This window comes from Actinomycetospora sp. (assembly GCF_055612215.1).
In genome coordinates this window covers 1-12,319 of sequence record NZ_JBVPVA010000467.1, presented here as the reverse complement: position 1 = coordinate 12,319, position 12,319 = coordinate 1, and the positions used below count along the sequence as shown (strand labels likewise).

At 73.9% G+C, this 12,319-nt stretch carries 10 protein-coding genes; 6 read left to right on the top strand and 4 right to left on the bottom strand.

All coding sequences use genetic code 11. The annotated features are described in order from the left end of the window. Positions 1–1,135, top strand: a 1,135-nt coding sequence (locus tag AC0CYZ_RS13065) for an AI-2E family transporter (RefSeq protein ID WP_472215938.1), incomplete at its 5' end; no start/stop codon positions are given. Between the two features lie 49 nt (positions 1,136–1,184). Here AC0CYZ_RS13065 and AC0CYZ_RS13060 read toward each other — a convergent pair. Next, positions 1,185–1,952 (bottom strand): trimeric intracellular cation channel family protein, encoded by a 768-nt coding sequence (locus tag AC0CYZ_RS13060; protein WP_472215936.1) that lies wholly within the window; start codon positions 1,950–1,952, stop codon positions 1,185–1,187. Between the two features lie 227 nt (positions 1,953–2,179). Between AC0CYZ_RS13060 and AC0CYZ_RS13055 the strand changes: the two genes are divergently transcribed. Both AC0CYZ_RS13055 and AC0CYZ_RS13050 read left to right on the top strand, forming a co-directional pair. Further along, positions 2,180–2,644 (top strand): DUF6325 family protein, encoded by a 465-nt coding sequence (locus AC0CYZ_RS13055; RefSeq protein ID WP_472215934.1) that lies wholly within the window; start codon positions 2,180–2,182, stop codon positions 2,642–2,644. A 14-nt stretch (positions 2,645–2,658) separates the two neighbouring features. Further along, positions 2,659–2,967, top strand: coding sequence for an SHOCT domain-containing protein (locus AC0CYZ_RS13050; RefSeq protein ID WP_472215932.1), 309 nt, complete (start codon positions 2,659–2,661; stop codon positions 2,965–2,967). 28 nt (positions 2,968–2,995) lie between these two features. On the opposite strand, the gene AC0CYZ_RS13045 is transcribed toward AC0CYZ_RS13050, so the two are convergent. Next, positions 2,996–5,701: a winged helix-turn-helix domain-containing protein gene (locus tag AC0CYZ_RS13045; RefSeq protein ID WP_472215930.1), complete on the bottom strand. Its 2,706-nt coding sequence runs from the start codon at positions 5,699–5,701 to the stop codon at positions 2,996–2,998. A 471-nt stretch (positions 5,702–6,172) separates the two neighbouring features. On the opposite strand from AC0CYZ_RS13045, the gene AC0CYZ_RS13040 reads away from it, so the two are divergent. Next, a complete protein-coding gene (locus AC0CYZ_RS13040; RefSeq protein ID WP_472215928.1) occupies positions 6,173–8,542 on the top strand; it encodes a sulfatase-like hydrolase/transferase in 2,370 nt (789 codons plus the stop codon). Between the two features lie 115 nt (positions 8,543–8,657). Here AC0CYZ_RS13040 and AC0CYZ_RS13035 read toward each other — a convergent pair whose 3' ends face one another. Both AC0CYZ_RS13035 and AC0CYZ_RS13030 read right to left on the bottom strand, forming a co-directional pair. Continuing rightward, the gene (locus AC0CYZ_RS13035) at positions 8,658–9,869 is read right to left on the bottom strand and encodes an MFS transporter (RefSeq protein ID WP_472215926.1); all 1,212 of its coding nucleotides are present in this window, start codon (positions 9,867–9,869) and stop codon (positions 8,658–8,660) included. Between the two features lie 146 nt (positions 9,870–10,015). After that, the gene (locus tag AC0CYZ_RS13030) at positions 10,016–10,717 is read right to left on the bottom strand and encodes a GAP family protein (protein ID WP_472215924.1); all 702 of its coding nucleotides are present in this window, start codon (positions 10,715–10,717) and stop codon (positions 10,016–10,018) included. Positions 10,718–10,968: 251 nt separating this feature from the next. On the opposite strand from AC0CYZ_RS13030, the gene AC0CYZ_RS13025 reads away from it, so the two are divergent. Next, the gene (locus tag AC0CYZ_RS13025) at positions 10,969–11,238 is read left to right on the top strand and encodes a hypothetical protein (protein WP_472215922.1); all 270 of its coding nucleotides are present in this window, start codon (positions 10,969–10,971) and stop codon (positions 11,236–11,238) included. 33 nt (positions 11,239–11,271) lie between these two features. Continuing rightward, positions 11,272–11,925, top strand: coding sequence for a GAP family protein (locus AC0CYZ_RS13020; protein WP_472215920.1), 654 nt, complete (start codon positions 11,272–11,274; stop codon positions 11,923–11,925). The last annotated feature ends 394 nt before the right edge of the window (positions 11,926–12,319 follow it).

The window sequence follows — 12,319 nt, the reverse complement described above, 5'->3', positions numbered from 1 at the left end:
CATGCTCCTGCTCGGCGCCGCCGCGGTGGTCATCGTCGTCGCCGGGCTCCAGCAGGCCGCCTGGCTGATCTCGCCCATCCTGCTCGCGCTCGTGGTCGTCATCGCGGTCAGCCCGCTGCAGTCCTGGCTGCGCCGCCGAGGGTTCCCGACCTGGAGCACGGTGCTCGCGCTCGTCGTGGTCATCTTCGCGGTGATCCTGGGCCTGGTCGCCGTGCTGCTGGCCTCCGTGGGCCAGCTCATCGGCCTGGTGCCGCAGTACTCGGGGCGGATCCAGCAGCTGACCGCCTCGCTGTCGGCGACGCTCCAGAAGGTGGGCTTCGACCCCTCCCAGGCGCGGGCCACGGCCGGCTCGGCTGACGTCGGCAAGATCGTGGGCGCGATCGGGTCCGTGCTGGCCGACCTGAGCGGGGCGCTCACGAGCATCGTGTTCATCCTCGCGCTGCTGCTCTTCCTGATCGCCGAGGCGAACGGGGCGGGGCGGCGCCTCGCGAGCATCGGCACGGATCGCCCCCACATGGTCGGCGCCCTCCAGGGCTTCGCGTCGGGCACACGGCGCTACCTGGTCGTGACCGCGGTGTTCGGGCTGATCGTCGCGGTGCTCGACAGCATCGGGCTGGCCATCATCGGGGTCCCCCTGGTGGTCCTCTGGGGGCTGCTGTCGTTCATCACCAACTTCATCCCGAACATCGGGTTCATCATCGGCGTGATCCCGCCCGCGCTGCTCGGCCTGCTCGTCGGCGGCTGGCAGATGATGGTCACGGTGCTCGTGGTCTACATCGTCCTCAACGCGGTGGTCCAGTCGCTGATCCAGCCGATGTTCACCGGTGACGCCGTCGGGCTCTCGACCACGATCACCTTCGTGGCCCTGCTGTTCTGGGCCTGGGTCCTGGGACCCCTGGGCGCGCTGCTCGCGATCCCGGCGACGCTGCTGGTCAAGGCGGTGCTGGTCGACTGCGACCCGAGCGCGAAGTGGGTGGACCACCTCATCGGTTCGGCTGGTCCCGAGAAGCCATCGCCCGGGGGCGGCGAGCCCGAGGATCCGGCGCGCGTCCCCGATCCTCCGGTCGAGCCGGACGACCCCGTCGACACGAGCCCCCGCACCGACGGCAGCCCGGTCCACGTCGTCCCGACCTGACCCGGGACAGCCCGCGCTCACCGACGCACCGGGTCCCGACGTCGCATCGTCACTCGGTGGTCCGGTGCGGGGCCGGCCCGCCCCGGCCCGGGGCCGGGTCGTCCCCCTCCTCGTCGGGGAGCGCGCTGGCGATCGGCTCCGACCACGACCGGGAGGTGGCCACCGCCCGCGCGCCGTACCCGACGACGAACGCGACGGCGGCGCACAGCCACGGGTCGAGTGCCGCGAGATCGCACAGCATCCACACCAGTCCCGTGAGCAGCGCCGTGGGCACGAACCACCCGCCGCGCACGAAGTGGGCCGGCGGGACGCCGGCGGACACGTCGACGATCCAGCGCCCCGCCGTCGGCGCCACGGTCGCGAGCGCCAGGACCCCGAAGCCCGGCAGACCGACCTCGACGCCCTTCTGCGCCCCGACGATCGCATAGAAGGGCAGCGAGAACGACGCCGCGAACCGGAAGAGCGTGGCGCGTGCCCTCGTGCCCCGCCGGCCCCCCACGAGGTGGCCGGCGACGCCGCCCGCGAGCGCGACGGTGAGGTAGGCCGGGTTGGTGAGCGCGCTCGGCAGCTGGTCGACCAGGACGTCGCGGACGACCCCGCCGCCGACGCCCGCGACCGCGGCCAGCAGCAGGACCCCGACGACGGTGAAGCCACGGAAGTGACCGGGGTGACGGACGAGCACGGCGCCGCTGAACGCTCCCGTGCCCGCCGCGAGCAGGTCGAGGGCGGTGAAGCTCCCGGTCCACCGCCACCCGCTCCAGAGCGCCGCCCCGGTGGCCGCCGGGGTCCCGTGGAGGACGGGCACCAGCACCGTCATCGACGCTCCTCTCCGCACGGGTGCGCCGTCGTGGACCGTTCGTCGAGCGTGCTCCGCGGCCGGCCCGGGGCCCTCCTCCGCGCGGGGTGACCGCCGTGCCGGACCTCCGACGGCGGACGCCGGTTCACCCTTCGCGAGGGAGGCCACCGATCCACCGGCCCGCGACCATCGCTGCACGGCCACGACGTCCGGACACGACGGGCGCGTGAGGAGCGGAGGGCAGGAGCATGACTGAACCGGCACCGGACACGGGCCCGATCGACTACCTCGTCGTCGAGTTCCCGGAGGGGACGAGGACCGGGGAGGGGCTTCCGCTGCTGCTGGACCTCGTCGACCGCGGCCTCATCCGCATCCTCGACCTCGTCTTCGTCCGCCGCGAACCGGACGGGTCGCTCACCGGCATCGAGATCGTCGACCTCGACGGCGACGGCGTGCCGGACCTCCTCGAGTTCCACGGCGCGTCCTCGGGACTGCTCGGCCCGGACGACCTCGCGGAGGCCGGGATCGTCGTCGCTCCGGGAGCGACGGCCGCGGTGCTCGTCTACGAGAACGTGTGGGCGGCCCCGCTCGCGGGCGCGATCCGGCGGAGCGGGGCTCAGCTCATCGCCGGTGGCCGCATCCCGGTCGACGCCGTCCTGGCCACCCTGTCCGATCTCCCCGACACGTCGATGTCGGGCTCGACCACCAGCTGATAGAGGTGCCCACCATGGGTCTCCTGCGAGGACTCACCCGCACCGCGCTCGTGGCCGGGACGGCCACGGCAGTCTCCAACCGCGTCTCCCGCCGGCAGGCGGGACGGTGGGCCGCCGAGGAGGCCCCGCCGCCTCCGCAGCAGTACGCACCGGCCCCGCCTCCGCAGTACGCCCCGCCACCGGAGTACGCCCCGCCGCCCGCCGGTGGCGGAGGTGGGGACGACGTCCTCGACCAGCTCCGCCAGCTCGGCGAGCTCAAGACCGCGGGCGTGCTGACCGAGCAGGAGTTCGAGGACCAGAAACGGCGGATCCTCGGCCGCTGAGACAGCGGGCCGCGGCGCTCGCCGCTCCTCAGAGCAGATCCAGCGCCCGCGCACGGCGGACCGCCTGCCGGCGTCCGGAGACCCCGAGCTTGCGGTAGACCGCCCGCTGGTGGGTCTTGACGGTGTTGACGGAGACGTAGAGCTCCGCGGCGATCTCGGCGTTCGACAACGTGCTGGCCAAGTAGCGCAGGACCGTGCGTTCCCGCTCGGTGAGGGGATCGAGCCGGCCACGCTGTCGGGCGCGCTCGTCGGCGGGCATGCCCCGCAGGCGTTCGAGGACGTCGACGGCGAACGTGGGCACTGCCGTGCCCCGGTCCACCCGGCGCGCGACGAGCCCGGCGAGCGCGGGCTCCGAGAGGAACGGCCGCAGCAGACCGAACGGGGCCGCGGTGAGCAGGGCGTCCTCCAGGCACGCCAGGGCACGTTCCTCGTCCCCGCTCGCAGCCGCCGCGAGGGCGCCCACGATGCCGGCGGTGGCGCGCAGCCGGGGATGGTCACTCGTGACCGCGTCGGCGAGTGTCGCGTGCACCGGACCGTCGGCCCACAGCTCGTCGAGGCACGACCGCAGGTGCGTCGCGGCCACCAGCCCCGTCCCGCTCTGCGGCGGTCCGAGACGGTCGAGGAGGGTCTCCGCCGCGGACCGGTTCCCGCCGCGCGCCAGGAGCCCCGCCTCGGCGAGAACCCACTCCTCCTCCAGCCGGCGGGGCGGCGTCCAGGGTCGGAGCTCCGCCGCGGTCGCCCGCAGACCCTTCAGGGCGCCCTCGCGGTCCCCGGTCGCGTCGCGACGTGCCGCGAGGACGAGGGCCTGCGCGAGTCGAACGTGGGGCTCCGGTGCGATCTCCTCGACGTCGGCGAGACGGGCGAGCCAGGGGTCCGCTCCGTCGAGGTCGTCGCGGTCGAGGGCGATGCGAGCCAGGGTCAGGTAGGCCGGTGCGGCCTGCGGCGTGCGGGACCAGCCGCGGGCCGCCGCGACACCCGCTGCGGCGAGAGCGCGGTTCTCCGCGGCGGCCAGCTCGCCCCGCTCCCAGGCGAGCAGGGCGAGGTGTGCGTCGGCGTTGAGGTGGGGGAGCGCCGGGGCGCCCGCGAGCTCGCAGCCCTCGGCGAGGTGGCCGGCGGCGGCGTGGAGGTCTCCGGTCCAGTACTCGGCGGCACCGAGGTTGCCGAGCACGATCACCGGGATCAGCCGGGCCTCCGCCATCCGCCACCGCCCCAGCCGGGCGACATCGAGCGGGACGCCGCGGTAGGCCCGCACGGCGGCCTCGAGGTCGCCCGCGGCCCGCGCGGAGGCGCCCTCGATCAGGCCGTGCTGGACACCGAGGCGCTGCCGGCGCGATTCGGAGAGCGTTCCCGCCCGGGCGCGGGCGGCGTCCACGAGCGCCCGGACGCCGGTGGTGCGGCCCTCGGCGATCCGGGCGCCGGCCAGACCGGTGGCGAGCTCGGGGTGCTCGAGGACCACCGGGTACGGGACGTCGGCGAGGATGCGCTCGACCTCGCGAGCTGAGTCGCGCAGGACGAGCGGGACCAGGTGGGTCCCGACGACGTGCGCGGCGAGTGGCCAGAGGCCGCCGCGCACCGCCGCGCGGAGCGCCTCGAGCGGCATCCCGTGCTGCCGGAACCACTCGGCGGCACGACGGTGCAGCTCACGCCGGACCCGCGGCGGTGCCGGGCGCGCGCGCAGGAGGTCGAGGAGCAGCCGGTGCAGCCGGTACCAGCGCCCGGGGCGCCCGAGTGCCTGCACGAACAGGTGCGAGGCGGCCAGCTCGGCGAGCATCCGCTCCCCGTCGTCGCGGCCCGTCAGCGCGTCGACCAGGTCGGCGCAGACGAGGTCGACGGTGCCGAGGGTCCGGAGAAACGCCACGAGCTCGGGGGGCTGGCGCTCGAGCACCTCGGTGAGCAGGTAGTCGGCCACGCTGTGCGAACTCCCCGAGAACGCGCGGACGGCGCCGGCGATGTCGTCCTGGGCGCTCAGGTCGAGGGCGGCGAGGCGCATCCCCGCGGCCCAGCCGTCGGTGCGCGCGACCATCTCCTCGATCTGACCGGCCGTGGCAGGGACGCCGAGCTGGTCGAAGAGGGCGACGGCCTCGTCGTCGCGGAAGGCGAGGTCGGTGGTGCGGAGCTCGGTGAGCAGACCCGCCAGCCGCAGCCTCGCCAACGGCCACGGCGGGTCGCGCCGGGTCGTGATGAGGAGCGTGAGGGAGGGGACCGGACGTTCGACCAGGCGCAGCAGCCCCTCGTGCACCGTCGACGAGGTCACCTCGTGCAGGTCGTCGAGGACGAGGACCACGGGCCGGACCGCCCGCTCGAGAGCACCGGCGAAGATCCCGGGACGCTCGCCGGTCGCGGAGACGGGACCGCCGAGCGCCGCGAGCGCCCCTGCCGTGGCCGGTCCCGCCGTCGTGCCCACCGCATGGGCCAGCGCCGCCCAGAAGGCGGCATCGTCGTCGACGGCGGGGCCGAGGGTCACCCACGAGACGGCCCTGCCGTCGCTCCTCCCGGACACCCAGGAGCCTGCCAGCAAGGTCTTGCCCCACCCGGCCGGCGCGGTGAGCAGCGTGACGGGTGCCTCGCGCCCCTCGTCGAGCAGCGCGAGCAGACGCGGGCGCTCGACGATGTGGGCGGCCACCGGGCGGGCGTGCCGGGCCGATGCCCCGGGCACCGCGGCGGGTGCGTCAGCCTCCGCCGTCCACGGCCCCTCGACGACCGATCCGACGGTGTCCGTCCGCTGCGACGACACGGCCTCGACCGTCACGCCGGACGGCGGCCGCGGTGCACCGACCGGCCGTCGTCCACCGGGTCCGGTGTCGTCCGCACCCGGAGGACCGCAGAACGGGCCATGGACATTCCTTCCCGGACGGACCACGACCCCCGGCGACGAGCAGGGCCCCGTCCCGCAGGGGACCGAGCGACGGGGACGCCTTGTCACCGTATGGCCGTCCGCGCCGTCCGGATAGCGCGCAGACGGACCCGGATCGGACCCCGGGAGGACGCCGACGATGGCCCGAACGCTGCGGCGCGTGGCGGTCCGGATTCGGGTGCCGCCCGCCCGTACCGGGAGCCCACCGTCTCCGGTCCGACCCGTGCCGACTCCCGGGAGCCCCCGCCCGCACGGGTTTCACACGTCGCGGGTGAGGGTGCGGCTGCACCGCCCGACCACGGTCGTCGCGAGGGCCGTCCGGCTTCTGCGGCCTCGACAGGAGACGTGACGATGACCCCGCCCGACCGGCATGCGCGCGCGATGCTGCCCGTTCCCGACCGCCCGCTCCCGGGTTTGACCACCTACGACGCGAAGGACCCCGACACGGCCTTCCCGCCGATCGACCCGCTGCTGCCACCGGGGAACGCCCCGAACGTGGTCGTGGTCCTGCTCGACGACGTCGGCTTCGGGGCGTCCAGCGCGTTCGGGGGACCCTGCCGGACCCCGACGGCGGAGCGGCTCGCCGCGGGCGGGCTGCGCTACAACCGCTTCCACACCACCGCGCTGTGCGCACCCACCCGCCAGGCGCTGCTGACGGGCCGCAATCACCATTCGGTCGGGATGGGTAGCATCACCGAGACCGCGACCTCGGCGCCGGGCTACAGCTCGCTGCGTCCGAACACCAAGGCTCCGCTGCCGATGACCCTCAAACTCAACGGCTACTCGACCGCCCAGTTCGGCAAGTGCCACGAGGTCCCGGTCTGGCAGACCTCACCTCTCGGACCGTTCGACGCCTGGCCCTCCGGGGGAGGTGGCTTCGAGACCTTCTACGGCTTCATCGGCGGCGAGAACAACCAGTGGGAGCCCGCGCTCTACGAGGGGACGACCGCGGTGGAGCCGCCGGCGCCCCCGGAGGAGGGCTACCACCTCACCGAGGACCTCGCCGACCGTGCCGTCGGCTGGATGCGCCAGCAGAAGGCGCTGATGCCCGAACGGCCCTTCTTCCTCTACTTCGCCCCAGGAGCCACGCACGCCCCGCACCACGTCCCGAAGGAGTGGGCGGACCGCTACGTGGGGGAGTTCGACGACGGATGGGACGTCCAGCGTGAGCGCACCTTCGCCCGGCAGCGGGAAGCCGGTCTCGTTCCCCCGGAGGCCGAACTCACCGCCCGCCACCAGGAGATTCCGGCATGGGAGGACATGCCCGCGGAGCTGCGGCCCGTCCTGGCCCGCCAGATGGAGGTCTACGCGGGTTTCCTCGAGCACACCGACCACCAGGTCGGGCGCCTCGTCGACACCCTCGCCGACCTCGGCGTCCTCGACGACACCCTGATCTTCTACATCATCGGTGACAACGGGGCCTCGGCCGAAGGGACGGTCAACGGGGCGTTCAACGAGATGGCCAACTTCAACGGGATGGCCGGGCTCGAGACGCCGGAGTTCCTGCGCAGCAAGATGGACGAGTTCGGTTCCCCGAGCTCGTACAACCACTACTCGGTCGGCTGGGCATGGGCGATGTGTACCCCCTTCCAGTGGACCAAGCAGGTGGCCTCCCACTGGGGCGGCACGCGCAACGGCACCGTCGTGCACTGGCCGCGGGGCACGACCGGGGCCGGCGGGCTGCGCTCGCAGTTCACCCACGTCATCGATCTTGCGCCGACGATCCTCGAGGCGGCCGGGATCCCGGAACCGACGATGGTCAACGGTGTTCAGCAGTCCCCCATGGAGGGGACCAGCATGCTCTACACCTTCACGGAGCCCGACGCGCCGGAACGCCACGACCTGCAGTACTTCGAGATGGTCGGCAACCGCGGCGTCTACCACCGCGGCTGGAGCGCGGTGACCAAGCACCGCACGCCGTGGCTGATGATGAACCACCAGCCCCCGCCGTTCGACGAGGACGTCTGGGAGCTCTACGACGGCACGAGCGACTACAGCCAGGCCCGCGACCTGGCCGCGGACAAGCCCGAGACCCTGGCCCGGCTCCAGCGCCTCTGGCTGATCGAGGCCACCAAGTACGGAGTGCTGCCGCTGGACGACCGCACCGCCGAGCGGATCGACCCGATGATGGCGGGGCGGCCCACTCTCATCAGCGGTCGCTCCCAGGCGTTCTTCCCGGGGATGGGGCGACTGTCGGAGAACAGCGTCGTCAGCGTCAAGAACCGGTCCTTCTCGGTGACCGCCGAGATCGACCTGCCGAAGGGCGACGGGCGCGGTGTGGTGATCGCCCAGGGCGGCCGGTTCGGCGGGTGGTCGGTCTACCTCCACGAGGGCCGGCTGACCTTCTGCTACAACGTGCTGGGCATCCACCTCTTCACGATCCGCGGCGACACACTCGTGCCTGCGGGCGTCCACCAGGTCCGGGCCGAGTTCGCCTACGACGGCGGCGGCCTGGCCAAGGGCGGCAACGTGTCGCTGTTCCACGACGGCGAGCCGGTCGGCTCCGGCCGCGTCGACATGACCCAACCGGCCGTGTTCTCCGCCGACGAGACCACGGACATCGGTCGGGAGGAAGGCACACCGGTCAGTCCCGACTACACCGGGGCCTCCAGCCGGTTCACCGGCCGGATCCACTGGGTGCAGCTCGACGTCGGCGAGGACGACCACGGCCACTTCCTCGACCCCGAGGAGCGGCTCCGCATCGCCATCGCGCGGCAGTAGCCGTGACGACCCCGCGGGGCGCCACGACCACCGGGTGGCACCAGGGCACGTCCACGCGCGGGTCCGTCCGGCTGCGCTGCACTGAGGCAGCACCGGGGGCGGCCGGAGTGGGGGGTCATCGCCGCCCCGTCGTGCTGGTCGCGGTGGGAGCCGCCCGGAGGGTCTGCCCGGCGCGGTCGTCCGGGTAGGCCCGCGCGCCGAGCCACAGGGCGCCTGCGGCGACGAGGCCGAGCAGCGACACCAGGGCCAGCGCCGGGACCAGCCCGAGGCGGTCGGCGAGGACGCCGACGAGCACGGGGCCGATCGTCAGGCCGAGCAGGTTCTGCGCCACGACGAGCACGGAGGTCGCGGTCGCCCGCTGCGCGGGGTGGACGACGTCGATGACGACGGCGGCGACCGGGCCGATCGCGGAGGTCATCATCGCGGCGCCCGCGAGGAGCAGCACCAGCTGCGCCGCGCCGGGCGGCACGAGGCCGAAGGCCGGGCCGAGGAGACCCGCCGTGGCCAGCGCGGTGACGGCGGGGACGCGCAGGCGCATGCGCGGATCCCGGCGGGTGAGGTGGTCGGCGGCCACCGCGGTGCCGGTCGTTCCGGCGGCGCCTGCGACCAGCACGCCCGCGGCGAGCAGCGAGGCGCCGGACGGACCGAGGTGGTACGCGCCCTGGAGATAGGTGGGCAGCCAGGTGTAGAGCGCGGAGGCGACGACCAGCAGCAGCACCGCGCCGATGATCGCGCCCGCCGCGGAGCGGGCCCGGAGGAGGGCCAGCGCGGCGGGACGGACGGCGGACCGCTCGGGCCGGACCGTCGGGCGGTCGCGGACGCGGAGCACCGCGAGCGCGAGGACGAGGCCGGGCAGGGCGAGGATGCCGACCGTCCACCGCCACCCCCACTCGGCGGCGAGGGCGGTGCCGAGCACCGCCCCGAGCGGCCCGGCGCTGTAGAAGCCGCCCAGCACCGTCGCGCGCCGGGGCCCGGGGAACCGCGCGGCGAGCAGGGCGCCACCGGCCGGTCCGTAGCCGGCTTCCCCGGCGCCCACCCCGATCCGAGCGACGAGGAGCTGCACGTACCCCTGGGCGTATCCGGACGCTGCCGCGGCCACGCTCCACACGACACCCATGAGCGCGATCGTCCGGGCCTTGCTGCGCCGGTCCACCCACGCCGCCACGGGCATCGCCGCGAGTCCGACGGCCAGGGTCAGGACGGACACGAGGGCCCCGAGCTCGGTCTCGGAGAGCCCCCACTCCCGGCGGAGGCCGGGGAACGCGCCGACGAGCAGCTGCCGGTCCGCGAAGTCGACCATCATCAGCGCGAAGAGCAGGCCGAGCACCCGCCGGGGCCCCGGGCCGTCGGCGGTGTGTCCCTTGGTGCTGCGGACGAGAATCGCCCCTCCTCCGGGGTTGCTCCCCGCTCACCCTGCTCCTCCGTCCGGCTCGTCACCTCATCCGCGGCGGGTGAGGCCGGTCCGCCGGGAGCTCACCCCGCGGTGAGCTCGTGGATCCCGGTGATCAGCAGGTACAGCCCGACCAGGACCAGGACGACGACCATGAGGGACTTCCTGTGGGCCTGGACCGAGGCCGTGAGCCGTGCGGCGTTCTCACGCGTCGTCTCCGGGTGCCACACCCACGAGGCGAGGGCGGTCAGCGGCACTGCGTACCAGAGCAGGTTGTAGAGCCCGACCTGGACGAGGCCGCCGGTGAGGCCCGGGCGGCTCGCGACGATCGCGGCCAGCGCCGCGAGGTAGAACACCCCCGGGAGGTGGGTGACCACGCCCGCCACCGACGCGCTGCGCACCGTGGGCCGGCTCAGGCGTCGTCTCATCGCCGACGGCTCCCGGTCCGGGCGCGCGGCCGGCGGGTCCCGCGGCGATCGGAGCCCGTAGTACAGCGCGCCCCCCAGACAGGCCACGCCGCACGCGATGTCGACGATGACGCGAGCGGTGGAGGTCACCGTCGGCGGCGGCGGACTGACGTGGACGACGGTCACCGCGATCACACCGACCGTGAGGCTGAGGGCGAGCCCGGCGGTCAGGTACGCGACGAGCAGCGGCCTCGGCGACGGGGCGGCGAGGAACGCGTAGACGGCCGCCACCGAGGTCGGACGGACCACGCTCGCCAGGCCCAGGACGAGGACGTCGAGGCTCACGTCGGACACCAGCGCGTCGGCCGTTCGTGCCACGGCGCCGATCCCCGCCCAGGTCTCATGCGACACCCCTTCCCCGTGCTCCCACCCGCGCCGGGGCGGGCGGGGCGGCATCACCCGTGCAGGGTGGAACGCGAGGCCGGACGACCACGGAGTCCGCCGGACACCACCCCGACCAGGACCACCTGGTTCGGGTGGTGCCTGCGGCGACGGGTGCGATCCACCGTGGGGGTCGTCGCCCGACTGCTCCGGAGGTCCTCGTGTCCGCGTCTCCCTCGTCCCGTCCCGTGAACACCCGCCTGCTGATGAGCGGCGCCGTCCTCGTCGGTGTCGGCGGGATGATCGCCACCGCGGGGCTGACGCTCGGGAGCGCGGCCGTGCTCGGAGCGGCGCGACGGTGGCAGCAGCGCACGGAGATGACGCCGGCCCAGCTCGCGAAGCACGCGCTCGGCGCCGCCCAGGTCGCGACCACCTCGGGGGTCCAGGCCTGGCGCGGACCGAGGCCCGTCGCCCCGCAGCCGTCCCCGCTCGACGGTGCCCGGACGCCGGTGTCGTAGGGGCGCCCCCGACGCACGGAGCGAGTCGGACCGATGCTGACCGAAGCGGTGCCGGCGGCCCTCGGAGCGGCGCTCTATCCCCCCGGGCTGCTGTTCGTGGCCTTCCTGCTGGCCAACCCGCAACCCCGCAAGCGGGCTCTCGTGTTCCTCGCCGGGGCCGTGATCGCGACCCTGGGGTTCGGTTTCGCCCTCGTGTTCGTCCTGCGGGGCACCGGCGTCGAGCGCGGGCCGCACCACCGCACCGTGCCGCCGTGGATCGACTTCGGCGTCGGCATCCTGCTGCTGGCTTCGGCGGTCTACGTCTGGTTCCGGCCACCCAAGGGGCCGAAGGTAGCCACGCAGCGCCGGGAGCTCGGCCTGATCGGGCTGCTCGCGATCGGTCTGGTGATGTACACCCCGGCGCCGCTCTACCTCGCCGCACTGCACTCGATCGCCAAGGCCGACGACAGCGTCCTGGTGACGATCCTCAGCGTCGTGCTCGTGGCCGCCATCTACATGCTGATCATCGAGATACCCGTCGTCGCCCATGCCGTACGGCCGGAGGCGACGATCCGCGTTGTGACCGCGGTGAACGCGTGGATCGGTCGCCACGGGCGCACGATCGTCGTGCTCGCGGCCGGGGCGTTCGGTGTCTACCTCGTGGTCCACGCGGCGGTGCAGCTCGTCGCGGGTCCACCCCCGGCCTGAACACGGTGGCCGAGCTGAGCCGCCGTACCGGTGGTCGCGCCGCCGAAGCGTTCGCACGTGACCGAAGGCGCAGTCGACGGTCCTCGAATCGTGGGAGAATGTGATTGGCGCACCGTGAGTCGCCGAACATCGGCCGGACAATCGATCTCCGTGGTCACTGGACCCGTGTCGTGATCTTTTCCGGCGGTGGGATCCTCCGGCGTGCTCCCATTCGCGGGGCCGCCGTCGACCTAGGATGTGTGAAGCCGCCTCATGTGCGGAATCGTCGCTGCGTACGGTGACATCGACCCCGACAAGTGCGAGCGGATGCTCGCCCGGATCCATCACCGTGGCCCGGACGATTCCGGGCGGATCGAGCTGGAGCACGCGTGGCTGGGCCACCAGCGGCTCTCGA